Raw genomic sequence first — 25,942 nt, 5'->3', positions numbered from 1 at the left:
CGCCTGAGTAGAAGTACTCACGCGGGGTGCGTAATCGCCCCGATCCGCGTATCACCGTAGGTCAGCAGGCTGAAGCGCATGAACACACCACAGCTCCCCACCCCGTCCCGAGATACCCAACCCACCCAGCCAACACCGCCGGCAGACGGTCGACCGCCGGCGGTCTTCCATGCCGCCGGCGGACCGGGTCCGCAGCGCGCGCCCTTCCCTCTGAACGCCGGGGGAGGGATCTCGGCCCAGTCGTACGTCGGAGCGTCGAACTCACAGCCCCACGCCGGTCCGCAGCAGCCGTACGCATCCCGCCCGCACCAGCAGCCGTACGCAGCCGGTCCGCAGATGCCGGGTGGCGGCTATCCACCCCCGCCGCCGACCATTCCGCCCCCGCCGCGCACCCCGTGGTGGCAGCGCGACGGCGTCATCAGCCGACTGCTCGCCGGACTCGGCGTCCTGATCACGCTGATCGGCGTGGTGATGATGCTTGTGCTGGCCGCACAGGCCGGCTACTTCGGCCCCGCGGCCCGGGTGGGCGCAGGCAGCGCGCTCTCCGTCGTCCTCATCGCCGCGGGCGTCCGGCTCTTCGGGCGCACCGGTGGCCGCACCGGCGCCGTCGCCCTCGCCACGACCGGTTTCGCCGGGCTCTTCATGGTGGTCGTCGCGACGACCGACTACTACCACTGGCTCTCCCCGATCGCCGGGCTCGCGCTCGCCGGGTCGGTCGCGACCGGGGCGGTGACCCTGTCGACGTACTGGCGCTCGCAGCCGATGACCGTCCTGGCGTTCCTCGCTATCGTCGGCCTGGCCCCCTTCATCACCGGTGACGTGAACCTCGAACTCGTGGGTTTCCTGCTCCTGCTGCAGGCCGCGGGCATCGTCCCGGAGAAGCTGCGCGGCTGGGTGACGGTCGGCCCGGTCCGCACGATCCCCGTCGTCCTGGCGTTGCTCGTCGCGGAGGTCTTCCACGACGGCGACCACTTCGTGCTGCGGATCGTCGCCGCCGCGACGTGTGCAGCACTCGACCTGGTGGCCGTGCTGTTGCCTCGGGGCAAGGGCGCCGATCCGGTGGGCGCGCTGGTGTACGCCGTGGCGTCCCTGCCGTTCCTCGTCGCGATCCCGATGATCGAGCGACCGTGGAGCATCCTCGCCGCGGCCGTCCTGGCGACCGTCACCGTGGCCGCGCTGGTCATCGCCCGGCCGGTCGGTGCCTTCACCCTGTCGGCGGCCGCGGTCGTCGCGAGCATCGCGGGCCTGGAGGTGTGCGTAACCACCACGCGCGGGCACCTGCTCCCCGCCCTGATCGCCGTCGTGGCCCTCGGGCTGCTCGCTGCTGCCCATCAGCAGCGGTCGCTGCCCGTCTGGGGGATCGGCACGTTCTTCGCGATCCTCGCGGTCGGCGTGCAGGCCGACCTGGTGCATCCCGCGGTCGCGTGGGACGCGGCCTACGCCGCCCGGACGACCGGTCCGACCGACGCGCTCGCCGGCCTGGTCGTGCTGGCCGCGGTGCTCGGCACCCTGTGGTCGGCCCGACGGGTGACGAGCGGCCCGGCCCAGCTGCCGCTGCTGCTGATCGCACCCGTCCCGGCGTTCTGGAGCCTGCTGGTCACCGTCCTCACCTTCGGGGCCGGAGTGGGCGGCGAGGGCGGCTACCACGCCGCGCAACTGGTCGTGTCCGCCGCGCTGATGGCCGGGGCCATGGCGGCCCTCGCCCTGGGACTGAGGTCCACGACCAACACCGCCGGGCTCACGGTCGCCGGTCTGGGACTGGTGGCGGCCGCCCTGGCCAAGTTGTTCCTCTACGACCTGGCCGCGCTCGACGGTCTGGTCCGGGCCGGATCCTTCATGGCTGTCGGCCTGCTGCTGCTCGCGGCGGGCACCCGGTACGCGCAGGCCGTCGCTCGACGTACACCGGATGAGTCGACCGACGCGGAGGTGCCTTTGCAGCCGGTCGGCTGATCAGACCCTCCAGGGGGAAAGGGAGCACGGGGGCCGGTGACGACGACGTCACCGGCCCCCGTCCGCGTGCCTGCGCGACCTGGCGACGGTGCGTAGGAGCGGGGCGCCTCGACGCCCGGGTCCGGGGGTGGTTGACTGACCCCGCGACGGGACCGAGGAAGCCGGTGAGAATCCGGCACGGTCGCGCCACTGTGAGAGGGGATTCCGGTCCCCGCAGTCAGGAACTCACCCGTCGTTGTTCTGTTTCTGCCAAGGGACGCACGATCCCGTTGCTGAGAGGTACCACCATGAGCACCATTCCCAACACCGCCCCCACGGCGCGCGCATCCGCCACGCCCGTCGTCACCTCGGAGGCACGCGCGTTCGCGTGGATCTTCGGTGCCGCCATCGTCGCGTTGGCCCTCTACTACTTCATCGGCGTCGACCAGGGCGCGTTCTCCGTCTTCGGCAGCGACACCCACATCCACGAGTTCGTCCACGACTCGCGTCACTTCCTCGGGTTCCCCTGCCACTGACCCCGGCCGGACGGACAACTCGATATGGAACGCGCACTGATCCTGCGCGGCGCCCTCGCGGGCGCCGTCGGCGGGCTCCTGGCATTCGTCTTCGCACGAATCTTCGCTGAGCCGCAGATCTCCGCGGCCATCAACTACGAGAGCGGGCGCGACGCCGCCCAGGACGCGCTGGACAAGGCGGCCGGTCAGGCCGTCCCGGCGATGGGCCCGGACATCTTCAGCCGCACGGTCCAGGCCAACGTCGGCATCGGCGTCGGCATGGTCTTCTTCGGTGTCGCCATGGGCCTGCTCTTCGCGGTCACCTACACGATCTGCCTCGGCCGCGTCGGCGGCGTGCGGGCACGTACGCTCGCCCTGCTCGTCGCCGGGGGCGGGCTGCTGTCGATGTACGTCGTCCCGTTCCTGAAGTACCCCGCCAACCCCCCGGCCATCGGGCACGAGGACACCATCCGCAGTCGGTCGGTGCTCTACCTGACGATGACGCTGGCGGCGGTACTGCTGCTGATCGGCGCGGTACTGCTCGGTCGGTGGCTGCAGGCGCGGCTCGGCACCTGGAACGCGGCACTGGCGGCCGGCGCGGCGTACGTCGTCGCGGTCGGCATCGTGATGGCGCTGCTGCCGTCGTTCGGTGAGCTGGCGGCCAACGTGCACACGTTCGGGCGGCACGCCACCGAGACGCCGCTGCCGCTCAAGGACGCACAGGGCCGCATCGTCTACCCCGGCTTCCCGGCCGACACCCTGGCGACCTTCCGGATCTACTCGCTGCTCGCGCAGGTGATCCTGTGGGGCGCGATCGGGCTGGTGTTCGCGCCGATGGCCGAACGCGTCCTCACACCTCCGAGCGCGCCCGAGCCGGCACGGCGGGACACGGCGCCGGCGTCCCTGAGGTGACCCACGCACGACCGTTCGGCCCCGGATCCCTCGATGCACTGCGGGATCTGGGGCCGTTCTTCGTCGTGCGTACCCACGGCGAGGGTCCGCCACCCGCGCCGTGGAGCCCGGTCACCGACCTGCTGGCCGATCCTGCGCCACGGGTGGAGCAGGTGCGCGCGTACCTCGCCTCGGGCGTCGGCCTCGACCCGTCGCGGGTCGAGCTGCGAGTGGCCGCCTCGGTGATGCACCTCGGACTCGTCGCGCGCCTGGTCTCGCCGTGGGTGGGCCTGGCGGCACGGGACGGGGTCCTCCTGCCGGTGGGAGTCGACGATCTGTGGTGGATCCCGTCGCTCGGTGGCGGTTTCGAGCTGTCGGTCGCCTCGCGGGCGCTGGACCGAGCGCGACCGGGTCCGCTTGACGCGTGGGCGGTCGGGCTCGTCCGCGATCTGCTGGCTCCTCTGGTGGATGCCGTGCAGGGATCGCCGTCGGTGCTGTGGGGCAACACCGCCTCGGCGGTGAACGGCGCGGTCATCGCGGGATCAGCCACGCACCCCGAGCTGTCCGCTCGGCTGCGTACCGTCGCGGACGCACTGCTGGCAGGGCTGCCCGGCCCGGGCGGACTCGGCGTGCACACGGGTCTGGTCGGAACCTCGCGTTTCCGGCGCCGCAGCTGCTGCCTGATCTACCGCGTCGGGGGTGACGTGCGACCCCGCGCGGTCTGCGGCGACTGCATCCTCGCTACGTCCTGACCTGGGTCGTCGTGCTGTCGAGCGGGTCCGTCAGTCGCGGTGGGCGACCTTCTCGACGGCGTCGGCGGACTCGTCGATGAGCTCCTTCGTGGCCTTGCGGTGACGCCACCACTCGAAGAGCGCCGGCAGCAGCGAGACGAGGACGACGGCCAGGATCACGACGTCGATGTTCTTGCCCAGGCCCGGGAAGGTCTTACCGAGCGCGAGCCCGGCGAGCGTGACGATCGCGACCCACAGCACCGCACCCACGGCGCTCCAGGTGAAGAACCGCCGACGGTCCATCCGTGACGCACCGGCGACCAGGGTGATGAAGGTGCGCACCACCGGCACGAAACGACCGATGACCAGGGCCTTGTTGCCGTGGTGGTCGAAGAACGCGCTGGTCTTGTCGAAGTGGCTGCGCTTGACCACCCGGCCGTCGCGCTCGTAGAGCCGCGCACCTGCGACCCGGCCGATCTCGTACCCCGCCACGTTGCCCGCGAACGCCGCGATCATCAGCAGCGGCATCGTCTGCCACAGCGGTATGTGGAAGCCGCTGGTGCTGGACGTCGCGGTGAAGAGTCCGATCGAGAAGAGCAGCGAGTCGCCGGGCAGGAACGGGAAGAGCACCCCGCACTCGATGAAGACGATCAGTATCGAGAACCAGAAGAACGCACCACCGAACTGTCCGAGCAGGTAGTTGGGGTCCATGAAGCTCGGGCCGAGGGAATGCATCACCGCTCCAGGCTACGGGGGATCCACTGAGCACACGCTGTGCCGGCTGCCCGGAAGCGCCATGCGGTTCGTACGCCGGGCGACGAGTACTGCGGTGTGCGTCTGTGGCCAGGACTGCAGCCCTGGCCACAGACGCACACCGCCACCACGGTCGCGCGATGACCGTGTCGGGGTACGACGGATCCGGCAGTCGCCTTCAGAAGTTGTCGGGGCAGTACGGCGAGCGCGTCCACCCGAAGGCTCCGGCCGCCTCCCGCACCGCGCCCGCCGTGTGCTCACGCACTCGTCCAGCCCGGTGCAGATCGCCGACCGAGACGCCGCCGAGGTAGACCGCCGCCAGATCGCGCGCGCTCAGGGTCAGATCGGGTGCCTTGCGGGTGCGGGCGACCTCGGCGTGGCCACGGGCGATCCTCAGCGAGTAGCGCCCGTCGACGCTCGCGAGCACCGGATCCGCGACCTGGAGCACCAGCGCGGCATCGGCGAGGTAGCTCCGGGATTGCAGCGCTTCGGAGACGTCCAGGATCCGCAGGTAGAGCCCGTCGGCCGGGCGGATGTCGAGGGCCCGCGGGTCGGCCAGCAGGTGCAACAGGGTCTCCTGTGCCGCCGCACCGGATGCGCTGAAGGTGCGGGCCAGGTCGAGGTCGAGCTGGTAGCGCCACAGGCCGGCGTACGCCGTGGGTGTGCTGGCGAGGACCGGCCCCACGCTGACCTTTCCGGCCGGACCCGTGCGGTTCCAGTCGTCCTTGAAGCGGTAGGTGCCGACCCCGTCGACCGTGCCGCCCGCGTCGAAGTGCACGAGGTAGCGCCGCGCCGAGCGGCCCTCGCGCCACCGCTCGGGATCCACGGTCTCCATCTCCCACCAGCGGCCCGGGCGGTCGAACATGCCCGGCTGCTCCGCGCGCACCGACTCGTGCACGGGGCGCGCCGCTGCCAGCCGCTGGTCGGCGCTCACCTCGACGACCGACCCTTCCGTCGCGATGTCGGGCAGGAAGGCACTCTCGTGCGTCGAGCCGCTCAGCGTGGCCGACCAGGTGGCGACGCCGTACCCGAACCGGCCGTAGATCCCCGACTCGCTCGCCCACAGCGCGGCCACCGGCACTTTCCGGGCGGTGAGGTCATCGAGCTGGTGGCGGATCATCGCGCTCAGCAGGCCCCGGCGTCGGTACGCCGGCGCGACCGTCACGTCCGAGACCGCCGCGCAGGGCACTTCGCCGCCGGGCACCGAGAGCGACCGGACGGTGCTCGACGCGGTCGCCACCCAGGCACGACCCACCCGCAGCCCGAAGCAGCCCGCCGGGGGGAAGAGATCCCGGCTGAGCGCGGTGGTCTCGGTCTCGGCGCTCCCCTGGAACCCGGCGATCACCGTGTCGTGCCACGACGTCCAGGTGCGGTCGGTGACCTGCGTCAGCTTCGGCTGCGCCAGGTGCGGCGGCTCGGGCAGACGTTTCGGGCTGGCTGTTCGCGAGGAGGGCACCGGTTCATCCCATCGGACGCACGCCCCTTCGCGCCACCGGAATTCCCAGCGTGCGTCAGGCGAGCGCCTTGCCGTCGACGTCGGGCAGCTTGCGCAGGATGATCAGGATGAGGTCGACGATGCTCCAGATGCCGCAGCCGCCGCAGGTGATGAGCTTGAGCACCCCGAGGCCGGTCTGGCCCAGGTAGAAGCGGTCGACCCCGAGGCCCCCCAGGAAGATCGACAGCAGCAGCGCGGTCAGCCACTCGCGGTGGGAGAAGACCCCCGGGATCTGCCGGGCGAGGATCTGCTGGCCGCTGGTCGTGCGCACCGGGGTGTCGCCGTGCAGGGCACCGTCGACGGCGAGTCGCTGACAGTCGGCGATGTTCAGCGGGCCGCGCTCCGCACCGTCGACGAAGGCGAAGAACTGGTCACCCCCACCGGACTGCGGGGGGCCGTACCCACCCTGGGGTCCCTGGCCGTAGGGCCCGGAAGGGGGTGGCGGCGGCGCGGCGTACCCGCCCTGTTGCGGTCCCTGGCCGTAGCCACCGGGCCCGCCCGACGGGGGCGATCCGGCGTACCCGCCCTGCTGGGGACCCTGGCCGGGTCCGGTGTTGCCGGGCTTGTTCAGATCGGGTCCGTCGCCGCTGGACTGGGATCCGCCGGTGCCGTACGGGTCGTCGGTGCTCATGTGGGTGCCCTCTCCGGATCGTGGGTCGTTCGCGTGGCTCCGATGCGTCCCGCGACCGAACGGTTCCATCGGATTCAGCCGCGAAGCATGACACGCTTCGTGCCGTGACCGACCCGATTCCCGCGAACGCGATCGGCGTCGGACCGTGGCCAGGTCCATGGCCCGTCACTTCGGGCGGTGACATCGACCCGCGGTACGACGCCGAGCTGCTGCGCGACGGCGACCGCCGCAACGTGCAGGACCGCTACCGCTACTGGACGATGGCCGCGATCGTCGCGGACCTCGACACCCGGCGGCACGAGTTCCACGTCGCCATCGAGAACTGGGGCCACGACTTCAACATCGGGTCCGTGGTGCGGACGGCGAACGCGTTCAACGCCGCCGCGTTCCACATCGTGGGCCGACGGCGGTGGAACCGGCGGGGGGCCATGGTGACCGACCGCTACCAGCACGAGCACCACCACGACGACGCCGCGGCGCTCGCGACGTGGGCGCGCCAGGAGGCGGGCGGCATACCCCTCATCGGCATCGACAACCTGCCGGGATCACGGCCCCTGGAGACGTTCGATCTGCCGCGGTCCTGTGTGCTGGTCTTCGGGCAGGAGGGCCCGGGCCTCAGCGACGCGATGCGGGCGCAATGCCAGGTGGTGCTGCACATCGAGCAGTTCGGCTCGACCCGGTCGATCAACGCGGGCGCCGCCGCCGCGATCTCGATGCACGCGTGGGCCCGCCGGCACGTTTTCGACCAGTCCCCCTGAGTGTTCGGGCGTGCGAGACTGCACTCGAATTCGGACAGTGCCAGCAGCGGGCCATCCCGACGGACGGCCCACCGCGGCGGCGCCGCCCCACGCGCCGTCGTTCCACACGAAGGAGTGAGCAGATGCCCATCGCAACGCCCGAGGTCTACGCCGACATGCTGGACCGTGCGAAGAAGAACGGCTACGCCTTCCCGGCGATCAACGTCTCCAGCAGCCAGACCCTGAACGCGGCCATGAAGGGCTTCGCCGACGCGGGCAGCGACGGCATCATCCAGGTATCGACCGGCGGGGCGGAGTACTTCTCCGGGCAGGGCGTCAAGGAGATGGTCGCCGGGTCCCTCGCGATGTCGGCGTTCGCCCACGAGATCGCCAAGAAGTACGACGTGAACATCGCCCTGCACACCGACCACTGCCCCAAGGACAAGCTCGACGGGTTCGTCCGGCCGCTCCTGCAGGCGTCCCTGGAGCGGGTCAAGGGCGGCGGGCTGCCCTACTTCCAGTCGCACATGTGGGACGGCTCGGCGGTGCCACTGGAGGAGAACCTGCAGATCGCCGAGGACCTGCTGCAGAAGTGCAAGGCCGCGAAGATCATCCTCGAGATCGAGGTGGGCGTGGTCGGCGGCGAGGAGGACGGCGTCGAGGGCGGCGGCGGGGAGCAGCTGTACTCCACGACCGACGACGCGATCGAGACCGCGAAGGCGCTCGGCACCGGCGAGAACGGCTACTTCATGACGGCCCTCACCTTCGGCAACGTGCACGGCGTCTACAAGCCGGGCAACGTCAAGCTGCGCCCCGAGGTGCTGAAGAAGGCCCAGGACGCCGTCCACAAGGAGTTCCACACCGACACCGACAAGCCGTTCCACCTGGTCTTCCACGGCGGCTCCGGCTCCAGCGCCGAGGAGATCAAGGAAGCGGTCTCGTACGGCGTGGTGAAGATGAACGTCGACACCGACACCCAGTACGCGTTCACCCGGCCGGTCGCCGGCTGGATGATCGGCAACTACGAGGGCGTCCTCAAGATCGACGGCGAGGTCGGCGACAAGAAGAAGTACGACCCGCGCGCGTGGGGCAAGGCGGGCGAAGCGGGCATGAGCGCCCGGGTCGTCGAGGCCTGCGAGAGCCTCGGCTCCGCCGGCAAGCACGCCTGACCTGACCGTACGAGGCACTCGACGGGTGGCGAGCGGTCGGCGGGGCTGAGCGATGATGGGCGGGTGACTGACAACCTGCTCGGCATCCCCGAGACCCGCCTGCCCGTCGACCCCGCCGCCGCCCTGCTCGCCGGTGGCGCCGACCCCACCCAGGTCGCGAGGGAGCACCCCACCTCGTCGCTGGCGTGGGCCGAGCTCGCCGAGGCCGCGCTGGGTGCGGGCGAACCGGTCCAGGCGTACGCGTACGCCCGCACCGGCTACCACCGCGGCCTGGACTCGCTGCGCAAGTCGGGCTGGCGAGGGCAGGGTCCGGTGCCCTGGGAGCACGAGCCCAACCGCGGATTCCTGCGCGCGCTCGCTGCCCTGTCCCGGGCGGCCGGCGTGATCGGCGAGACCGACGAGCAGCGCCGGTGCGCGGACTTCCTGCACGACTCCAGCGCCACGGGTGCGCGGGCTCTCGGCCTGTAGGGCGACCGGCTCGCCGGGGACGGGGCGCGCGGTGCGGCATACGGTGAACGGGTGACTGCGCGACTGGCCGTGCTCGGGGTGGGGGAGCAGGCCGAGGCGCTCTACCGCAACATCCTGCGCATGCCGCGGCTCGAGCTCGCCGCGCACCGCAGTCGGCTGGGGTGGACCGACGCCGAGGGCGACGCGGCGTTGCTGGAGCTGCGCACCCAGCGACTCGTACGCGTCGGCCCCGGCGGCGAGCTCGTCACCGATCATCCCCGCGCCGCGCTCGAGCGGCTGGTCAGCGCCGAGGAGGCGCGTCTCGCCACCCGCCGGCAGGACCTGGCGCGGGTGCGCGACTCGATCGACCAGTTCGCCGCAGACCACCGCATCGGGCGGGAGCTGTCGTCGGCGTCCGCTCCCGATCGTGAGCGGGTGGACCGCGCCGAGCTGGTCGCCGTGCACGAGCACCTGGCCGCCTCGACCGTCGGTGCGGTGCGGCAGGCCGCGCGCACGGCACCGAGCCAGGACGTTGCGGCCTACCCCACGCTGCGCCACCAGGTGCAGGAGGGCCGGGAGCTGCGGTCCCTCTACGCCGCCGACGTCGTGGAGCGCTGCGCGACCTGGCGCGCGGCGTGGGCGCAGGCCGGCGAGGCCGCGCGGGTCGCCCGCACGCTGCCGTCCGACTTCGTCGTCTTCGGCACGGACGTCGCGCTGGGCAGCACCGAATGGGGTCGGTCCGACGGGGATTTCGTCGTGCTGCGCGACCCGATGGTGGTCGCGGCGTTCGTCGAGCTCTTCGACCGGCTGTGGTCGGCCTCGGCCGCCCTCGAACCGGCAGCCGACGAACCCGAGGGTCTGCTCGAGCTGATGCGGCAGGGGTTGAAGGACGAGGCGATCGCACGGGTGCTCGGCATCTCGCTGCGGACGGTACGACGCCGCGTCGCCGCGCTGATGGCCGAGCACGGTGTGGACACCCGCTTCCAGCTGGCGCTGCGCCTCGCCGAACGCCGCGGTCGGGCCGGCTGAACGGGCGGGCCCCGCGCACGGTTCGGGCCCGTCGTACCCCTCCGTTAGGCTCGGGAGTCGCGTGGGTCAGGCCGCCAACCGGCGGTATGGCGCACGCACACTCGCGTCGGCCTCCTGGCCACGCCGGAGCCAGCACCGACCACGGACGGGAAACCTGCGATGCCAGCGATCGTGCTTGTCGGCGCCCAATGGGGCGATGAAGGCAAGGGCAAGGCCACCGACCTGCTGGGCGACCGGATCGACTACGTCGTGAAGTTCAACGGCGGCAACAACGCCGGGCACACGGTGGTCATCGAGCAGCCCGACGGCAGCCGCGAGAAGTACGCGCTGCACCTGCTGCCCAGCGGCATCCTCACCCCTGGCGTGGTGCCGGTGATCGCCAACGGCGTGGTCATCGACCTGGCGGTGCTCTTCGAGGAGATCGACGGGCTCAACGCGCGCGGCATCGACACCTCGCGGCTGATCGTGAGCAGCAACGCGCACGTGATCGCCGGCTACAACAAGACGCTGGACAAGGTCACCGAGCGCTTCCTCGGCTCGCGCCGGATCGGCACGACAGGCCGGGGCATCGGACCGACGTACGCCGACAAGATGAGCCGCATCGGCATCCGGGTGCAGGACCTGTTCGACGTGTCGATCCTGCGACAGAAGGTCGAGGCGGCGCTCGACGTGAAGAACGAACTGCTGGTCAAGATGTACAACCGGCGCGCGATCGAGGTCGAGGAGACCGTGCAGGAGCTGCTGCAGTACGTCGAGCGGTTGCGCCCGATGGTGCGTGACACGTCGCTGGAGCTCTCGCAGGCACTCGACCGCGGCGACAGCGTGCTGTGCGAGGCCGGCCAGGCGACGCTGCTCGACGTCGACCACGGCACCTACCCCTACGTCACCTCGTCCAACGCGATCTCCGCCGGCGCCTGCACCGGCGCCGGCATCCCGCCGACGCGGATCGACTCGGTCATCGCCGTCCTCAAGGCCTACACGACGCGCGTCGGCGAGGGTCCCTTCCCGACCGAGTTGCTCGATGACAGTGGGGAGTTCCTGCGCAAGACCGGCGCCGAGTACGGCACGACCACCGGCCGTCCGCGGCGCTGCGGGTGGATCGACACGGTCATCGGGCGGTACGCGACCCGGGTCAACGGCGTGACGGACTTCGTCCTCACCAAGCTCGATGTGCTGACCGGTCTGGAGCGGGTGCCGGTGTGCGTGGCCTACGACGTCGACGGCGTGCGCCACGACGAGATGCCGGTGTCGCAGTCCGACTTCCACCACGCGACGCCGATCTACGAAGAGCTCACCGGGTGGTTCGAGGACATCTCCCACGCGCGCCGCTACGAGGACCTGCCGGAGGCGTGCCGGGAGTACGTGGAGTTCGTCGAGTCACGGATCGGCGCGCGCATCAGCGTCATCGGGGTCGGCCCGGGGCGCGACGAGGTCGTCGTACGCCACGACCTGCTGGAAACCCGGTGATCACCAGGACGGTCAGCGGCAACCGCCCGCCGACCGGCTTCCTGATCACGCTGTGGGCACTGACCGTCGTCTTCCTGGTCATCGCGGTGGGAGCCCTGGTGGCCAGCTGGAAGCTGCGGTCGCTGTCGCCGGAGCAACGCGAGCAGGGCAGGGCCGCGCAGGCGGGGTGCCTGCTGGTCGGCGGGGTGCCGGCCGCCCTCTTCGGGATCTTCCTGCTCTACTGGGCGATCCAGGTGAGCTGAGACGCCGTCCGCATGCCGCTGAGAGACCTGCCGAGAGCGCCACTGGCCCTGCTCGCGACGTGCGTCTTCTTCGCGATCTGCACCGAGATGCTCCCGGTCGGTCTGCTGCCCCAGATCGCGGCGGGGCTCGACATCTCGGCCTCGACGGCCGGCATCCTGGTCTCGTCGTACGCCGTCATCGTCGCGATCATGTCGGTGCCGATCGCGGCGGTCGCGGAGCGGTGGCCACGTCGGCGCGTGCTGGCGGTCCTCCTCACCACCTACGCGGTGAGCAACCTCATCTTCGCCGCGGCACCCGATGACGCCGTCGCCATGGTCGCCCGGGTCATCGGAGGGGTGGCCCACGCAGGGTTCTTCGCGGTGGCGATCGCCGCGGCGGTGTCCCTCGTCGACCCCGCGTCCTCGGGCCGGGCCATCGCGGTGGTGTTGACCGGCAACGCGATCGCCCTGGTCTTCGGGGTGCCGCTCGGCACCGTGCTCGGCACGGCGCTCGGGTGGCGGTGGGCGTTCGTGGTCATCGCGGTCGCGCTGAGCGGGCTCGCCGTCGCGGTCCTGCGGGTGCTTCCGCCGCGCGACCCTCCGCGGACGAACGCACGGATCCCGGTGATGACGGGCATCCGGCGCCCGGCCGTGATCGTGATGTCGGTGGTGATCACCCTGCTCGCGCTCGGGCACTTCACGCTCTACACCTACGTGAGCCCACTGCTGCTGCACGACGGGATCACCCACCCCGATGTGGGAGCGGTCCTCTTCGGTTACGGCTGCGGCGGCGTCGTCGGACTGGTGGCCGCGGGATGGGCGGTGAGTCGCCGTCCGGGCCTGGCGCTGGTCGCCGACATCGTGTTGATGTGCCTCAGCCTGGTGCTCGCGGCCGTGATCGGCTCGAGCGGCGGCATCATCGCGGTCGTGGCCCTGTGGGGGGTTGCGTTCGGGGCCTTCCCCACGCTGACGCAGACGGTCATGCTGCGGGCGGCGGGAGACGCGACCGATGCCGCGAGCTCCCTGGTCAACGCGACGACGAACCTGGGCATCGCAGGAGGGGCGCTCGTCGGCTCCCGGCTGCTCGGCGTGGTCGCCGTGCCCGCGCTCGGGTGGATCGGGGCGATCCTGGTGGCCGCGTCGTTCCTCGTCTACCTCGTCGGCGTGCGCCGGGTGAACCTCTAGTCCGATCGGCCCGCACGCCCTGCCTCAGAACGCCGTTCGGACCGCCGACATGTCGTCGGCGCCGTGCCCGGAGCTCGAGGTCTGCGTGAAGAGGGCGAGCACGGCGTCCGCGAGGTCGGTGCGCAGCTCGGCACCGGCCAGGGCGTCCCGGATGAGCCCGGTGTCCTTCAATGCGCCGTCCACCGCGAACGACGGGCTGTAGTCGGCGCCGATCATGGCCTTCCCCTTCAGCTGCGCGTACGCCGAGTCCGTGGGGCCGCCCTCGATCGAGGCGAGGAAGAGGGCCGGGTCGATATCCAGGCCCTCGGCGAGCGCGACCGACTGGGCGGTGGCCGCGGTGATGGACACGATCCAGGCGTTGCACACGAGTTTCAGGGCGCTGGCCTTGCCGAGCGCCTCGCCCGCGACGACGCTGCGGGCGGTCATCGCCTCCAGAGCGGGTCGCGCGGCGTCGAGGAGCGCGGTCGGGCCCGACAGGAGCGCCACGAGCTTGCCCTGCTCGGCCGGCGCCTTGGTGCCGAGCATCGGCGCGTCGACGATCCGGTCGCTGCCGCTCTCGTCCGCGATGCGTGCGATCCCCGCGGGGCCGACGGTCGTGCTCTGCAGCCAGACCGTGTCCGATCCCAGCGCCGGCACCAGCTCGCGGGCGACCTGCACAACCGCGTCGGCGTCGAAGAGGATCGTGACGACGACGTCGGCACCACGCACTGCGTCCGTGACCGAGTCCGCGACCGAGATCCCCTCGGTGGCAACGTCTTCGGCCTTCGATCGGGTGCGGTTCCAGACCACCACGTCGTGCCCGGCGCGCTGCAGCGCATGCGCCATCCCCGCGCCCATCACGCCCGTGCCGAGCACTGCCACCCGCTGTGTCGTCTCTTCAGTCATGTCAGAGGTAACCGCCTCGCCACCGTTGCTCTTCCCAGCCGCGACGACGTATCGCGGGTGTCCGCAGAACCGTGCAGGCGTCGGCCCGCGACTGCGGACACTCGCGAAGGCGGGTGCGGCGCCGCCCGTAGACTCGCCTCCCGTGACGGAACGTTTGGACGACTGGGTCTCCCGCCTCGCCGACGAGGTGATCGAGGAGGCAGAACGACGCGACACCAAGGTCGTCTGCGCCTCCGGTCTGTCTCCGTCCGGCCCCATCCACCTGGGCAACCTGCGCGAGGTGATGACCCCTCACCTGGTCGCCGACGAGGTGAAGCGGCGCGGCGTCGAGTGCGAGCACATCATCAGCTGGGACGACTACGACCGCTTCCGCAAGGTGCCGAACTATCCCGGCGTCGACGACTCCTGGGCCCAGCACATCGGCAAGCCGCTGACGTCGGTCCCGCCGCCGAGCGGGTCGCCCTACACCTCCTGGGCCGAGCACTTCCGCGCCCAGTGCGAGGAGGGTCTGGCCCAGTTGGGCATCGTCTACCGCGGCATCAGCCAGACCGAGCAGTACACCAGCGGCGCCTACACCGACCAGGTGCTCTTCGCGATGAGTCATCGCGACCGGATCGACGAAGTGCTCGACCAGTACCGCACGCTGGCGGCCACGGACGACCCGAAGCCGGCACAGCAGAAGCAGCAGCAGAAGATCTCCGAGGACGACGCGGCAGCAGTGGCCGAGGCCGAGGCAGGCTCCGGAGCCGCCGCGGAGGACGACGGGTCCAGCGGGTCCGGGTACTTCCCCTACCGTCCGTACAGCGCCACCACGGGCACCGACGAGACCACCGTGACCGCGTACGACGACGCGACCGGTTCCCTGACCTACCGCAGCGACGGCGACGAGCACACGATCGACCTGCACACCGAGCATCACGGCAAGCTGGTCTGGAAGGTCGACTGGCCGATGCGCTGGGCCTACGAGAAGGTCGTCTTCGAGCCCTCCGGCGTCGACCACCAGTCGCCCGGATCGTCATACGTCGTGGGCAAGGACCTCGCGCCCGTCTTCGGCTGGGAGCGCCCGATCGGCCCGATGTACGCCTTCGTCGGGATGAAGGGGATGGCCAAGATGTCGTCCTCGCGCGGTGGCGTGCCCACTCCGTCGGACGCCATGCAGATCATGGAGCCGGCCCTGCTGCGGTGGCTCTACGCCCGGCGCCGCCCCAACCAGTCCTTCAGCGTGGCCTTCGACGCCGACGTGCAGCGGATGTACGACGAGTGGGATGCGTTGTGCCGCAAGGTCGCCGGCGGCAAGGGTCAGCCCGGTGACGTGGCGGCATGGACGCGGGCGACCTCGACCGCCGAGGGCGTGCTGACGCAGACGCCCGTACCCGTCGCCTATCGCACGCTCGCCTCGATCGTCGACATCACGACCGGCGACGAGGAGCAGACGCTGCGGATCGTCGCGCAGCTCGACCCCTCGCAGCAGGTGCGGTCGCTGGACGACCTGCGCCCGCGACTGGACTGCGTGGAGCACTGGGTCGCCACCCAGATGCCCTCATCCGACCGGACCGTCGTACGCGGCGAACCGGACCTGGACCACCTGGCGACCCTCACCGACCAGGAGCGCGACGCAGTGCGGATCCTGCTGGAAGGCAACGGAGCCGACCTCGGACGCCTGGAGGACGGGTGGTCGCTGGACACCCTCACCCATCAGGTCTACGGGGTGCCGAAGGTGCAGCGCGGGCTCGCTGCGGACCAGATCGTGAAGGGCGACAAGGAACTCGGCGCGGCCCAGCGGGCGTTCTTCACGCTGCTCTACAACCTGCTCATCAGCAGGGACACCGGCCCGCGGCTGCCCACGCTGCTGCTCGCGATCGGCCCGGAGCGGGTCCGCGCGCTGCTCGCCCCCTGACCGGAGGCCCCGACGGGTGCCGTTGAGCGGCGTCAGTCGTCGCGCAGGCGCTCGTGGTGGTGGATGACCTCGTCGATCACGAAGCGCAGGAACTTCTCGCTGAACTCCGGGTCGAGTTGCGACGCGCTCGCCAGCCCGCGCAGCCGTGCGACCTGACGCTGCTCACGGGCGGGATCCGCCGGCGGCAGGTCGTGTTCGGCCTTGTAGACCCCGACCGCCTGGGTGATCTTGAAGCGCTCGGCGAGCAGGTGGATCAGCGCCGCGTCGATGTTGTCGATCGACTGCCGGTACGACGTGAGGACCCCGTCCGCGGCCACGTCGGGCGTCTCGGTCGAGGCGTGCAGGGCGTCGTCGTCACTCATGGCGTGCTCCATCCTCGGATACCTCGACGATCGTCATCCGGTGGGCGGCGCGGGTGAGCGCCACGTAGAGGACCCGGACGCCGCCGGGGGACTCGCGGGTGATCTCCGCAGGGTCCACCACGACCGTGGCGTCGTACTCCAGGCCCTTGGTCGACATCGGGTCGACCAGGACGACCCGCGGGTCCGACGCCAGGGCGGCCGTCAGCGCGGCGCGGTGGGCCGCGGGACTGACCACGGCCACCAGTCCGTCGACCTCCCTAAGCAGGTTGCGTACGGCGTCGTCGACCAGCGGGCCGACACCGGCCGGATCGGACTGCAGGACCAGCGGATCGACGCCGGTCTCGCGGACCGCATCGGGGATGTCGGCGTCCGGCATCTGCGCACGGACCACACGTGCCGCGTAGTCGAAGATCTCCCGCGCGTTGCGGTAGTTGGTGTCCATGTGGAAGCGCTGCCGCGGCGCAGTGCCGAAGGCCTCCTCGCGGGCGCGTTCGGCCTCCGCGGGCACCGGCCAGGAGCTCTGTGCCGCGTCGCCCACGACGGTCCAGGACGCGTAACGGCCGCGCCGCCCGACCATCCGCCACTGCATCGGCGAGAGGTCCTGCGCCTCGTCGACGAGGACGTGCGCGTACTCCTCGGCTTCGCCGATCCGCCCCCGCATCAGGCGTTCCCGCGGATCGCCGGCGATCCGTTCGGACCGACTGGTGCGCTGGGCTCCGACCGGACCCCCGACGGTGCCGAGCTCGGCGACACCGTGACCGCGTACGTCGTCCAGCTCCTCGATCTCGTAGAAACCCCGCTCCTCCTGGGGTGCCTCCGGCGGGGTATCCAGCCGGGTCACCAGGTCGTCGATCAGCGCGATGTCCGCGACCGACCATTGGCCGGTGTCGAGGGTCTCGGCCATCGACCGACCGAGCACCGCGACATCGGACGCCGAGAGCACGTCGCCGGCGTACCGGTGCAGGCGCTCGGGATCGGCCAGCCACAGCAGCACCTCGCGCGGGTCGAGCGGCGCCCACCAGCGTTCGATGAAGGCCTCCACCTCACGGTGCTCCTGGAACTGGTCGACGAACTCGGGGCGCTCCCCGGTGCGCACCTGCGCCCAGGCGGCCTCCGTCAACGCCTCCAGCGCGGCCTTGCGACCGGTGTTGTGCCGGTGGCCGCGCAGCACCTGGCGGCGGATCCTGCCCAGCGCCGCGCCCTCGATGCGCACGGGGGACCCCGCGACCATCGTGCGGAGCTGATCGGGACTGCCCGGCGGCACATCGCGCGCCGCCCGCGCGAGCACCTGACGGATCGACAGCGAACCCTTGACCCGGGCCGCCTCCGGATGGTCGAGACGATAGGCGGTGATGCCGCCGACGACGTCGCCGAGCGAGCGCAACGACACGCTGTCCTCGCCGAGCGAGGGCAGCACGCGCTCGATGTACGCCGTGTACGAGCTGGACGGCCCGACCACCAGGATGCCGCCGCTCTCGAAACGCCGGCGGTTGGAGTAGAGCAGGTACGCCGCCCGGTGCAGGGCCACGACCGTCTTGCCCGTGCCGGGGCCGCCGGTGATCTCGGTGACCCCCCGCGCGCTCGCCCGGATGGCCTCGTCCTGGTGCTGCTGGATGGTCGCGACGATGTCGCGCATCCGGCCGCCCCGCGAGCGGCTGAGGGCGGCCATCAGGGCGCCGTCGCCGACGACGACCATCCCCTCGGGCGCCTCGGGGACCATCAGGTCGTCCTCCACCCCGAGCACCAGGGCGTCGCGGCAACGCAGCACGCGGCGGCGTACGACGCCGTGCGGGTCGACCGGGGTGGCGCGGTAGAACGGCGACGCCGCAGGAGCGCGCCAGTCGATGACCAGCGGCTCGTACTCGTCGTCGCGCACGCCCAGCCGGCCGACGTACCGGACCTCGTCCTGCAGGTCCAGGCGTCCGAAGACCAGGCCTTCGTACTGGGTCTCCAGCGCCTGGCGCCGACGGCCGGCGTTGAACACCAGCGCGTCCCGCTGGAAGAGGCCGGTCACCTCGTCGTCGCGGATCGCGCCGCCGCGGTCGCTGAACCCGCGGCCGAGGCCCTCGGCCTCCACGAGCCGCGCGCGCTCGCCGGCCTTGCCGAGCTCGACGTAGACGCGATCGACATGCTCTTGTTCGTGCGCGATCTCGGCCGCGACCTGCGGCGGGATCGGTGGGGTGGCCGGGCGGTGGGTCACGCTCACGTTGCTCCAGAAGACGTCGACGCCAAAGACCGATAACTGTAGTCACCGTGCGTGAGCGGATCGTCGCCGCTGGGTGGGCGGATGCTCAGAGCAGGTCCCGGCGTACGGCGAGCACCCCCGCCTGGAAGCGCGTCGTCGCGTTGAGACGGTCCATCAGCGCGCGCACCCTGCGCTCCACGGTGCGTTGGGACAGCTTCAGGTGCCGGGCGATGGCGGCGTCGGAAGCGCCCGCGGCCATCATCTGCAGGATGGCGCGCTCCTGGTCGGCGGCACCCATGGTGTTCGTGCCGTCGGCCCCCATCCGCCAGGGCACCCCGATCTGCCACCCCCAGCGACAGACCTCGGCGATCGCGGTCGAGAAGGCGCTGTCGGTCACGACCAGCCCGTGCGGCTGACCCTGGTCGTCCTCCAGATCCACCATGGCGAACCCCACGTCGTTGACCAGGGTGGTCAGGCGCATGCCCGGGGTGACGCGTTGCTCGTCACCCTTGGCGGCCCGCAGCCGGAGCATCTCGGGGAAGTTGGGGTGGTCCAGCAGGGTGTCGGAGTAGTTGGCCTGCACGTGCACGGGCGCACCGGAGCTGTTGACCAGGTCGCGCTGATGGGCCGCCATGGGCTGATCGAGCAGCATCCGGGCAATCGGGGAGTCGGCGTAGACCATCATCACGTCGCGACGCGCGGTGCCGATGAGCCGGGTCAGTGCCTGGTTGATCCCGGCGAACGACGTCACGATCTGCACGCCTTCGAACGGGTCGCGGTCCTGCGGCCGCTCCTGGTGCTGCTGGAAGACGCGCGTCATCGCCGCCGCCGACGACCGCACCGAACGGGCCCGGTCCTCCAGTCGCGCGGCGAACGCGGGCAGCACGACGTCCGGGGGAAGCACCCGCCAACTGGACCGGTCCAGGCGTTGGATCATCCCGCGCGCCTCGAGCAGGGGGAGCGTGTCGTTGATGTCCGCTTCGTTGAAACCGCCGGCCAGCAGGTCCTCCCGTCGCAGCAGGGGATGCGCCAGCGCCGCCAGGTAGATGTCGGTCAGGTCCGCGTCGCCGAGGGGATCCTCGGGACCGCCGTCCCTTGTGGGCGCGCCGGTCCTGAAGTCACTCCGGTCGCTCTCTTCCTCAGGTGCCACGACAGCCACTCCTCCCGTTGCCGAAGCCCACCACGCGGGTACGGGGCCGTCCCGGGTCCGATGATTGGCGGGTCTTCGCCAATGACGATATCCGACAACGCCCGACTTGAAACGTTGGAGCCGGGACCGCATAGTTGTGCCTGCAGCCCTTGGGCTGTGCGAGCTTGCGGAAGCGTCGCCGACCCCCCTCGGCAGACCACCGCGCCTCGCGGTGGGAACCTCCCGAAAGACCTCCCCCCTGACTTTCGGGAGGGTCCCACCACCTTCCTCACCTCTGCCTGCGGCTCTGTGGGCTGCGCGCGCCCGCGGCGGCCCGCGCTGACCCTCGTTCGCCCGGGTCGCCCTAGGCTCTGTGCTCGTGAAGGTCCTTGTGGTCGGTGCCGGTGCCCGCGAACACGCGCTCGTGCAGGGGCTGGTGATCGATCCGGACGTGACGCGCGTGGTGGCCGCACCCGGTAATCCGGGGATCGCCGAGCTGGCCGAGTGTCGTGAGCTGCCCGACGTGCGCGACGCCGACGCGATCCGGGCCATCGCCGAGGAAGCCGCCGTGGATCTGGTCGTCATCGGACCCGAGGTGCCGCTCGTCGCCGGGGTGGCCGACGTCCTGCGCCAGGCCGGTTTCGCCGTCTTCGGCCCGTCCGGCGAGGCTGCCCGGCTGGAGGGAAGCAAGGCGTTCGCCAAGGACGTGATGGCCGCTGCCGACGTACCCACCGGCCGGTGCCATGTGTGCCGCACCGAGGAGCAGGTGCGCGACGCGCTCGATGCCAGCGGCACGCCGTACGTCGTGAAGGACGATGGTCTGGCAGCAGGAAAGGGCGTCGTGGTGACCGACGACCTGACCGCGGCGCTGGAGCACGGCCGGGCCTGTCTGGCCGCCGGCAGCGAGGTCGTCGTCGAGGAGTTCCTCGATGGTCCGGAGGTGTCCCTCTTCTGCCTCACCGACGGCGAGACCGTCCGCGCGCTCGCACCCGCGCAGGACTTCAAGAGAGCGCTCGATGGTGACGAAGGCCCCAACACTGGTGGAATGGGGGCCTATTCGCCGCTGGATTGGACGCCCGAAGGCTTGGTGGACGACGTCGTACGCCGGGTCGCTCAGCCCACCGTCGACGAGATGCGCCGACGCGGCACCCCGTTCGTCGGCGTGCTCTACGTCGGCCTGGCGCTCACCTCCGCCGGGCCGCGGGTGATCGAGTTCAACGCCCGCTTCGGCGACCCGGAGACCCAGGTCGTCCTGGCCCGGCTGCGCACACCGCTGGGCGCCCTGCTGTACGCGGCTGCCACCGGGGCCCTCGCCGACCAGCACCCACTGGTGTGGCGGGAGCAGAGCGCGGTCACGGTCGTGATCGCCGCGGAGAACTACCCGGCGAGCCCGGTCACCGGTGACGAGATCACCGGCATCGACGTCTCCGACGGGGTCTCGGTGCTGCACGCGGGGACCGCGCGACGTGACGGGTCACTGGTGTCGTCCGGCGGTCGGGTGCTGTCCGTGGTGGCGCTGGGCGACACCCTCGCCGGGGCGCGTGCCGCGGCGTACGCGTGCGTGGACGGCATCCGGATGCGCGGCAGCCGGCACCGCACCGACATCGCGCTGGCCGCGGAGCGCGGCGAGGTCCACGTGCCCTGAACCCGGATCCTCGAGCTCGCCCCATCACGTGAGCGGGCATGCGAAAGCCCCCGACCTGACGGCCGGGGGCTCTGCTGTGAGATCAGTGGTCGAAAGCGTCCTTGGCGTCCGACGCGGCGCCCTTGAGGTCGCCGTCCTTGATGTTCTCGCCGGCCTGCTTCATTTCGCCGCCGGACTGGTTGGCCTTGCCCTCGGCTACCTGGTCGGGGTTGTCGGTAGCGTTGCCGGCCGCTTCCTGGGCCTTGCCCTTGCCCTGCTGCACGAGATTCGAGATCTTGTCACCAATGCCCATGATTCCTCCAATTGTTGTGCACGTAGCTACGAGTATGTCCCCTCGTGAGCCAGGTTGCCTGCTACCCGTCCAACGGGTGGCCACCCTCCGCGGTTCCCCCGCACTGACAGAATGCGCGCCATGACGTTCACGCTGCCGGGTTTCGCGCACGTCTACTCCGGCAAGGTCCGCGACCTCTACGCGCCGCTGGGCGACGACGGTGCGCCGCGTACGGACCGGCTGCTGCTGGTCGCCTCGGACCGGATCTCGGCCTACGACTTCGTGCTGCGCTCGCAGATCCCGGACAAGGGCGCCGTGCTCACCCAGCTGTCGCTGTGGTGGTTCGATCAGCTGGCCGACCTGGTGCCGAACCAGATCGTCTCCACCGACGTGCCCGAGCAGGTCGCCGGGCGGGCCGTCCTCGTCGAACGCCTCGACATGGTGCCGGTCGAGTGCATCGCCCGCGCCTACCTGACCGGTGGTGGCCTGTCGGAGTACGAGCGGGACGGCGCGGTCAGCGGGGTCGAGCTGCCGGCGGGGCTGGTCGACGGCGACCGGCTGCCGAAGCCCGTCTTCACCCCCACCACCAAGGCTCCGGTCGGCGAGCACGACCTGCCGATGACCTACGACGAGGTGACGGCGAAGGTCGGCCCCGATCTCGCGGCGCGCGTGCGTGACCTGACCGTGCGCATCCTGGACCGCAGCAACGAGATCGCAGCGCCGCGGGGGATCCTCATCGCCGACACCAAGGTGGAGTTCGGCGTCCGCGCCGATGGCGAGATCGTGCTGGCCGACGAGGTGCTGACGCCCGATTCGTCCCGGTTCTGGCCGGCGGTGTCCTGGGAGCCGGGCCACCCGCAGGCGTCGTACGACAAGCAGTACGTGCGCGACTGGCTCACCTCACCGGCTTCGGGATGGGACCGCGCGTCGGGTGAGGAGCCGCCCGAGCTGCCGCAGGACGTCGTCGGGCAGACCCGCGATCGCTACGTCGAGGCGTACGAGCAGCTGACCGGCCGCACGTTCCGCCCCTGAGCCGCCGGTAGCATCTACCGGGTTCGATCAGGTCTGCGTCACCGGCCCCCGTGGGAGAAACAGCAATGGGACACGTCGTCATCGACGTCATGCTCAAACCCGAGATCCTCGACCCGCAGGGCCAGGCGGTGGCCGGCGCCCTGCCCCGGCTCGGCTTCGGCGACTTCACCGACGTACGCCAGGGCAAGCGCTTCGTGCTCGCGGTCGACGGCCCCGTCACGGACACGGTCCTCGCCCAGGCCCGCGAGGCGGCCGACACGCTCCTGTCGAACCCGGTCATCGAGGACGTCGTGAGCGTGCACGCGCTGGAGTCGGACGCGTGAAGATCGGCGTCGTCACGTTCCCGGGATCCCTGGACGACCACGATTCGCAGCGCGCGATCCGCCTGGCGGGCGGCAAGGCCGTGTCGCTCTGGCACGCGGACGCCGACCTGCACGGGGTCGACGCCGTCGTGCTGCCGGGTGGCTTCTCGTACGGCGACTACTTGCGTGCCGGTGCGATCGCCCGGTTCGCGCCCGTCATGGACAAGCTGGTGCCGGCCGCGCAGGGCGGGTTGCCGGTGCTCGGCATCTGCAACGGCTTCCAGGTGCTGTGCGAGTCCCACCTGCTGCCCGGCGCGCTGATCCGCAACGACCACCGCAAGTTCATCTGCACCGACCAGCGGCTGCGGGTCGAGAACGACTCCACCGCCTGGACCGGCGACTTCGAGAGCGGCCAGGAGATCCTGATCGCCCTGAAGAACGGCGAGGGCGGCTACGTCGCGGACGAGGCCACCCTCGACGCCCTCGAGGGTGAGGGCCGGGTGGCGTTCCGCTACCTCGGCGCCAACCCCAACGGGTCCTACCGGGACATCGCCGGCATCACCAACGAGCGCGGCAACGTCGTCGGGCTCATGCCGCACCCCGAACACTGTGTGGAGTCCGGATTCGGGCCCAGCACCGACGGCCTGGCGTTCTTCACGTCAGTGCTGCACTCGCTCGTCGACGCGTGAGGTCTTACGAATAGCTATGACGGACAACATCATCCAGGCGCCGTCCACCGAAGGCGTGGACACGGTCGGCCGGGCAGCGGAGTCTCCCGACGTCGTACAGCCATGGGCTCAGCTCGGGTTGAAGGAGGAGGAGTACGCACGGATCCGCGAGATCCTCGGTCGTCGTCCCACCAGCGCCGAGCTCGCGATGTACTCGGTGATGTGGAGCGAGCACTGCTCCTACAAGTCCTCCAAGGTCCACCTGCGTCGCTTCGGCGACCTGCCGGCCGAGACACCGATCGGCAAGCAGCTCGCCGGGATCGGTGAGAACGCCGGCGTGGTCGACATCGGCCAGGGCTGGGCGGTCACCTTCAAGATCGAGTCGCACAATCACCCGTCGTACATCGAGCCGCACCAGGGCGCCGCGACCGGCGTCGGCGGCATCGTGCGCGACATCATGGCGATGGGCGCCCGCCCGATCGCCGTGATGGACCCGCTGCGCTTCGGCGCGCTCGACCACCCGGACACCCTGCGGGTGCTGCCGGGCGTGGTCGCCGGGATCGGCGGTTACGGCAACTGCCTCGGCCTCCCCAACATCGGCGGCGAGGTCGTCTTCGACGAGTGCTACCAGGGAAATCCGCTGGTCAACGCGCTGTGCGTGGGTGCTCTGCGGCACGAGGACCTGCACCTGGCGAAGGCCACCGGTGTCGGCAACAAGGTCGTGCTCTTCGGCGCCAAGACCGGTGGCGACGGCATCGGCGGGGTCTCGGTGCTCGCGTCGGAGACCTTCGACTCTGCCGGCCCCACGAAGCGGCCGTCGGTGCAGGTGGGCGACCCGTTCGCGGAGAAGGTGCTCATCGAGTGCTGCCTCGACCTCTACCGCGCCGGCGTGGTCGAAGGAATTCAGGACCTCGGCGGAGCCGGACTCTCCTGTGCCACCAGCGAACTCGCTTCCGCCGGCGACGGCGGTATGACGATCGAGCTCGACACCGTGCCGCTGCGCGACGCGTCTCTGCGGCCTGAGGAGATCCTCATGTCCGAGTCGCAGGAACGCATGATGGCGGTCGTCGCGCCGGATCAGCTCGAGGAGTTCCTGGCGATCACCGACCGCTGGGACGTCGAGGCGACGGTCCTCGGCGAGGTCACCGACGGCACCCACCTTCTCATCAGCTGGCACGGCGAGACCATCGTCGACGTGCCGCCGCGCTCGGTCGCCCACGACGGCCCGGTCTACGAGCGACCGATGCAGCGACCGGCGTACCTCGATGCGCTGCAGGCTGATTCGGCACTCGGGCTCACTCGGCCGTCGACCCCGGCCGAGCTGCGCGAGCAGCTGCTGCAGGTGCTGGCATCGCCGAACATCTGCGACAAGTCCTGGATCACCGACCAGTACGACCGTTACGTCCGCGGCAACACCTCGTTGGCGATGCCCGACGACGCCGGCGTCGTACGCGTCGACGAGTCGACCGGACTCGGCGTCGCGCTCTCGACCGACTGCAACGCCCGCTTCGCGCAGCTCGACCCGTACGCCGGTGCGCAGCTCGCGCTGGCCGAGGCCTACCGCAACGTCGCGACCACCGGCGCGCTGCCGGTGGCGGTCTCGGACTGCCTCAACTTCGGCTCACCCGAGGATGCCGGCGTGATGTGGCAGTTCTCCCAGGCGGTCGACGGGATCGTCGACGGCTGCAGGGCGTTCGGCGTGCCGGTGACCGGTGGCAACGTGTCGTTCTACAACCAGACCGGCGCCACCGCGATCCATCCGACGCCTGTCCTGTCGGTGCTGGGAGTGCTCGAGGACGTCGCGCGGCGTACGCCGTCCGGCTGGTCGACGGGCGGTCTCTACCTCTTCCAACTCGGTGCGACCCGCGAGGAGTTCGACGGCTCGGAGTGGGCCGGGGTCGTGCACGACCACCTCGGCGGTACGCCGCCGCGGGTCGACCTCGCCGCCGAACGTGCGCTGGCGGACGTCCTCGTGCAGGGAGCGCGGGACGGCGTCCTCGCAGCAGCGCACGACCTCTCGCAGGGCGGCCTCGCGGTCGCGCTGATGGAGGGTGTGCTGCGACACGGGATCGGTGCGCGGATCTCGTTGTCCGACAACGTCTTCACCGACCTCTTCTCCGAGTCGGCCGCACGCGCGGTGGTCGCTGTCGCGCCGGAGCACGCGGACGCACTGGCGTCGTTGTGCGACGAGCACGGCGTGGAGATGTCGGCGATCGGCGTCACGGCGGCCGAGATCGACGGTCTGCAGATCGAGGGCGTCGACTCGATGACTCTCGAAGAACTGCGTCGGGCGCACACCGACACGCTGCCGGCCGTCTTCGGCTAATCCTTCCGGGTTCTGCCTCTCCCTGAGTGGCATACATATG

The 25,942-nt window shown here is 70.9% G+C and carries 25 protein-coding genes and 1 riboswitch; of the genes, 17 read left to right on the top strand and 8 right to left on the bottom strand.

Annotated elements, in window-relative coordinates; genetic code table 11:
- Positions 1–78: 78 nt before the first annotated feature.
- The 4 genes from HNR15_RS14875 (at position 79) to HNR15_RS14860 (ending at position 4,087) form a co-directional block, all read left to right on the top strand.
- The gene (locus HNR15_RS14875) at positions 79–1,950 is read left to right on the top strand and encodes a DUF2339 domain-containing protein (RefSeq protein ID WP_179483098.1); all 1,872 of its coding nucleotides are present in this window, start codon (positions 79–81) and stop codon (positions 1,948–1,950) included.
- A 128-nt stretch (positions 1,951–2,078) separates the two neighbouring features.
- A riboswitch (adenosylcobalamin (AdoCbl) riboswitch) is annotated at positions 2,079–2,230 on the top strand.
- A 7-nt stretch (positions 2,231–2,237) separates the two neighbouring features.
- Positions 2,238–2,465, top strand: a complete 228-nt coding sequence (locus HNR15_RS14870; RefSeq protein ID WP_179483096.1) for a CbtB domain-containing protein — start codon at positions 2,238–2,240, stop codon at positions 2,463–2,465.
- A gap of 24 nt (positions 2,466–2,489) precedes the next feature.
- Positions 2,490–3,356 (top strand): CbtA family protein, encoded by an 867-nt coding sequence (locus HNR15_RS14865; protein WP_179483094.1) that lies wholly within the window; start codon positions 2,490–2,492, stop codon positions 3,354–3,356.
- On the top strand, positions 3,353–4,087 hold the full coding sequence (locus HNR15_RS14860) for a (2Fe-2S)-binding protein (RefSeq protein WP_179483091.1): 735 nt from the start codon (positions 3,353–3,355) through the stop codon (positions 4,085–4,087). The genes HNR15_RS14865 and HNR15_RS14860 overlap by 4 nt, the downstream gene beginning before the upstream one ends.
- 30 nt (positions 4,088–4,117) lie before the next feature.
- Here the strand turns inward: HNR15_RS14860 and HNR15_RS14855 are convergent, their stop codons facing one another.
- The 3 genes from HNR15_RS14855 to HNR15_RS14845 all read right to left on the bottom strand — a co-directional run bounded on the left by HNR15_RS14855 (position 4,118) and on the right by HNR15_RS14845 (position 6,945).
- On the bottom strand, positions 4,118–4,801 hold the full coding sequence (locus HNR15_RS14855; protein ID WP_179483800.1) for a DedA family protein: 684 nt from the start codon (positions 4,799–4,801) through the stop codon (positions 4,118–4,120).
- A 196-nt stretch (positions 4,802–4,997) separates the two neighbouring features.
- Positions 4,998–6,275 carry a GNAT family N-acetyltransferase gene (locus tag HNR15_RS14850; protein ID WP_179483089.1) on the bottom strand — a complete coding sequence of 426 codons (1,278 nt, stop codon included), beginning with the start codon at positions 6,273–6,275 and terminating at the stop codon, positions 4,998–5,000.
- Between the two features lie 55 nt (positions 6,276–6,330).
- Positions 6,331–6,945 carry a TM2 domain-containing protein gene (locus tag HNR15_RS14845; protein WP_179483085.1) on the bottom strand — a complete coding sequence of 205 codons (615 nt, stop codon included), beginning with the start codon at positions 6,943–6,945 and terminating at the stop codon, positions 6,331–6,333.
- 104 nt (positions 6,946–7,049) lie between these two features.
- Here HNR15_RS14845 and HNR15_RS14840 point away from each other — a divergent pair, with 104 nt between their 5' ends.
- The 7 genes from HNR15_RS14840 to HNR15_RS14810 all read left to right on the top strand — a co-directional run bounded on the left by HNR15_RS14840 (position 7,050) and on the right by HNR15_RS14810 (position 13,200).
- Positions 7,050–7,703 carry a TrmH family RNA methyltransferase gene (locus HNR15_RS14840; RefSeq protein WP_179483081.1) on the top strand — a complete coding sequence of 218 codons (654 nt, stop codon included), beginning with the start codon at positions 7,050–7,052 and terminating at the stop codon, positions 7,701–7,703.
- A 122-nt stretch (positions 7,704–7,825) separates the two neighbouring features.
- Complete coding sequence (gene fbaA / locus HNR15_RS14835) at positions 7,826–8,851, top strand: class II fructose-bisphosphate aldolase (protein ID WP_179483080.1); 1,026 nt, start codon at positions 7,826–7,828, stop codon at positions 8,849–8,851.
- 63 nt (positions 8,852–8,914) lie between these two features.
- Positions 8,915–9,319, top strand: a complete 405-nt coding sequence (locus HNR15_RS14830) for a DUF3151 family protein (protein ID WP_179483079.1) — start codon at positions 8,915–8,917, stop codon at positions 9,317–9,319.
- Between the two features lie 51 nt (positions 9,320–9,370).
- Positions 9,371–10,327, top strand: coding sequence for a helix-turn-helix domain-containing protein (locus HNR15_RS14825; protein ID WP_179483075.1), 957 nt, complete (start codon positions 9,371–9,373; stop codon positions 10,325–10,327).
- Positions 10,328–10,486: 159 nt separating this feature from the next.
- Entirely contained in the window at positions 10,487–11,794 is a 1,308-nt protein-coding gene (locus tag HNR15_RS14820; RefSeq protein WP_179483073.1) for an adenylosuccinate synthase, read from the top strand.
- Positions 11,791–12,036 carry a hypothetical protein gene (locus HNR15_RS14815; protein WP_179483070.1) on the top strand — a complete coding sequence of 82 codons (246 nt, stop codon included), beginning with the start codon at positions 11,791–11,793 and terminating at the stop codon, positions 12,034–12,036. The genes HNR15_RS14820 and HNR15_RS14815 overlap by 4 nt, the downstream gene beginning before the upstream one ends.
- A gap of 12 nt (positions 12,037–12,048) precedes the next feature.
- Entirely contained in the window at positions 12,049–13,200 is a 1,152-nt protein-coding gene (locus HNR15_RS14810) for an MFS transporter (protein WP_179483068.1), read from the top strand.
- Between the two features lie 24 nt (positions 13,201–13,224).
- Here the strand turns inward: HNR15_RS14810 and HNR15_RS14805 are convergent, their stop codons facing one another.
- On the bottom strand, positions 13,225–14,085 hold the full coding sequence (locus HNR15_RS14805) for an NAD(P)-dependent oxidoreductase (protein ID WP_179483066.1): 861 nt from the start codon (positions 14,083–14,085) through the stop codon (positions 13,225–13,227).
- Between the two features lie 142 nt (positions 14,086–14,227).
- On the opposite strand from HNR15_RS14805, the gene HNR15_RS14800 reads away from it, so the two are divergent.
- Positions 14,228–15,982 carry a lysine--tRNA ligase gene (locus tag HNR15_RS14800; RefSeq protein WP_343048554.1) on the top strand — a complete coding sequence of 585 codons (1,755 nt, stop codon included), beginning with the start codon at positions 14,228–14,230 and terminating at the stop codon, positions 15,980–15,982.
- Positions 15,983–16,014: 32 nt separating this feature from the next.
- Here HNR15_RS14800 and HNR15_RS14795 read toward each other — a convergent pair whose 3' ends face one another.
- The 3 genes from HNR15_RS14795 to HNR15_RS18895 all read right to left on the bottom strand — a co-directional run bounded on the left by HNR15_RS14795 (position 16,015) and on the right by HNR15_RS18895 (position 19,679).
- On the bottom strand, positions 16,015–16,344 hold the full coding sequence (locus tag HNR15_RS14795; RefSeq protein WP_179483061.1) for a chorismate mutase: 330 nt from the start codon (positions 16,342–16,344) through the stop codon (positions 16,015–16,017).
- Positions 16,337–18,544, bottom strand: a complete 2,208-nt coding sequence (locus tag HNR15_RS14790) for a HelD family protein (protein WP_179483799.1) — start codon at positions 18,542–18,544, stop codon at positions 16,337–16,339. The genes HNR15_RS14795 and HNR15_RS14790 overlap by 8 nt, the downstream gene beginning before the upstream one ends.
- A 91-nt stretch (positions 18,545–18,635) precedes the next feature.
- Positions 18,636–19,679 (bottom strand): LuxR C-terminal-related transcriptional regulator, encoded by a 1,044-nt coding sequence (locus tag HNR15_RS18895; RefSeq protein WP_179483059.1) that lies wholly within the window; start codon positions 19,677–19,679, stop codon positions 18,636–18,638.
- 358 nt (positions 19,680–20,037) lie between these two features.
- On the opposite strand from HNR15_RS18895, the gene purD reads away from it, so the two are divergent.
- Positions 20,038–21,303 carry a phosphoribosylamine--glycine ligase gene (purD, locus tag HNR15_RS14780; RefSeq protein WP_179483056.1) on the top strand — a complete coding sequence of 422 codons (1,266 nt, stop codon included), beginning with the start codon at positions 20,038–20,040 and terminating at the stop codon, positions 21,301–21,303.
- Positions 21,304–21,385: 82 nt separating this feature from the next.
- Here purD and HNR15_RS14775 read toward each other — a convergent pair whose 3' ends face one another.
- On the bottom strand, positions 21,386–21,595 hold the full coding sequence (locus HNR15_RS14775) for a CsbD family protein (protein WP_179483054.1): 210 nt from the start codon (positions 21,593–21,595) through the stop codon (positions 21,386–21,388).
- A gap of 111 nt (positions 21,596–21,706) precedes the next feature.
- Between HNR15_RS14775 and HNR15_RS14770 the strand changes: the two genes are divergently transcribed.
- From HNR15_RS14770 to purL, 4 genes are all read left to right on the top strand, one after another.
- Positions 21,707–22,606, top strand: coding sequence for a phosphoribosylaminoimidazolesuccinocarboxamide synthase (locus tag HNR15_RS14770; protein WP_179483052.1), 900 nt, complete (start codon positions 21,707–21,709; stop codon positions 22,604–22,606).
- A gap of 65 nt (positions 22,607–22,671) precedes the next feature.
- Positions 22,672–22,929, top strand: coding sequence for a phosphoribosylformylglycinamidine synthase subunit PurS (gene purS / locus HNR15_RS14765; RefSeq protein WP_179483050.1), 258 nt, complete (start codon positions 22,672–22,674; stop codon positions 22,927–22,929).
- The gene (gene purQ / locus HNR15_RS14760) at positions 22,926–23,597 is read left to right on the top strand and encodes a phosphoribosylformylglycinamidine synthase subunit PurQ (protein WP_179483048.1); all 672 of its coding nucleotides are present in this window, start codon (positions 22,926–22,928) and stop codon (positions 23,595–23,597) included. Before purS ends, purQ begins: the two co-directional genes overlap by 4 nt.
- Before the next feature lie 16 nt (positions 23,598–23,613).
- The gene (purL, locus tag HNR15_RS14755) at positions 23,614–25,902 is read left to right on the top strand and encodes a phosphoribosylformylglycinamidine synthase subunit PurL (protein ID WP_179483045.1); all 2,289 of its coding nucleotides are present in this window, start codon (positions 23,614–23,616) and stop codon (positions 25,900–25,902) included.
- Positions 25,903–25,942: the final 40 nt, after the last annotated feature.

Origin of the sequence: Allobranchiibius huperziae, from assembly GCF_013410455.1 — a bacterium.
Lineage (GTDB): Bacteria > Actinomycetota > Actinomycetes > Actinomycetales > Dermatophilaceae > Allobranchiibius > Allobranchiibius huperziae.
The sequence above is the reverse complement of the archived record's forward strand: the minus strand, read 5'-3'. Positions and strand labels throughout refer to the sequence as shown.